3 protein-coding genes are annotated in these 787 nt (G+C 42.7%); 1 reads left to right on the top strand and 2 read right to left on the bottom strand.

All coding sequences use genetic code 11. The features are described from left to right. Positions 1 to 231 (top strand): outer membrane protein assembly factor BamE (locus A3763_RS04915; protein ID WP_068759924.1); only part of this gene is annotated, 231 nt, incomplete at its 5' end. Between the two features lie 9 nt (positions 232 to 240). Here the strand turns inward: A3763_RS04915 and A3763_RS04910 are convergent. Together A3763_RS04910 and A3763_RS04905 are read right to left on the bottom strand one after the other, a co-directional pair. Continuing rightward, a complete protein-coding gene (locus A3763_RS04910; RefSeq protein WP_082865264.1) occupies positions 241 to 531 on the bottom strand; it encodes an RnfH family protein in 291 nt (96 codons plus the stop codon). A 13-nt stretch (positions 532 to 544) separates the two neighbouring features. Next, positions 545 to 787 (bottom strand): type II toxin-antitoxin system RatA family toxin (locus A3763_RS04905; protein ID WP_197482778.1); only part of this gene is annotated, 243 nt, incomplete at its 5' end.

The raw sequence follows: 787 nt of genomic DNA, 5'->3' as shown, positions 1-787 counted from the left end.
ACCCAAGACATGCTCGACACATTAAAAGCAGGTATGACTAAAAAACAGGTTCACTTCGTATTAGGTGCTCCCGTTCTAGACAACACCTTCGATACAGAACTCGAAAACTACGTATACACCTATCAAGTTGCGGGCGGTGAAATCGAGAAACAAACCATAAAAGTCTACTATAGCCAAGGCGTGTACCAACGCTACGAAGGCACACTACTTGAGAGCAACCCAGCATATTAAGCGCTCTATTTAGTCTTTCTTTGCCGCCCGATTTAAGCGAGCCTGTTTAGGGTCGATCATTAATGGGCGGTAAATTTCAATACGATCCCCTTCTTTCAGCTCCTGCTCCAGTGGTTTACGAACCGCTTTACCAAATATTCCCATATCGGCCTTATCGAAATCTATCTCAGGAAAAACCTTATCAATTCCCGAGTTTTTTGCCCCATCAAAAACGTTGGTACCCGGCTTCACCTCGACTGTTAGTATTTTCTGCTTATCAGGCGCGGCATAGGCAACTTCTATTTGGATCATATTTTCCATTATTTACGTTTCCTTAACGATATAATTGATTTGCACGTTCACAGAACGCATCAACCATCGAGTTAGCTGCCTGATTAAATACCTTGGCAAAGGCCATTTTTGCCAAATTTTGTTTAATCTCAAAATCGAGCGTAAGTTCAACCTTACAAGCTCCTTCTTTCAGGTGAATAAATTCCCAGGCGCCTTTTAAATAGCTGAAAGGTCCCTCCACCAGGCTCATAATAATTCTGCCATCTTCAGACAAGTCGTTACGCGT

Source organism: Oleiphilus sp. HI0128 (assembly GCF_001635365.1).
Note: the sequence above shows the minus strand (reverse complement) of the source record. Positions and strands in the feature narration are given on the sequence as shown.

Bases quoted from the DNA above. Each gene is read 5' to 3' on its own strand.
- A3763_RS04910 (WP_082865264.1), bottom strand. From the start codon at position 531: ATGGAAAATATGATCCAAATAGAAGTTGCCTATGCCGCGCCTGATAAG.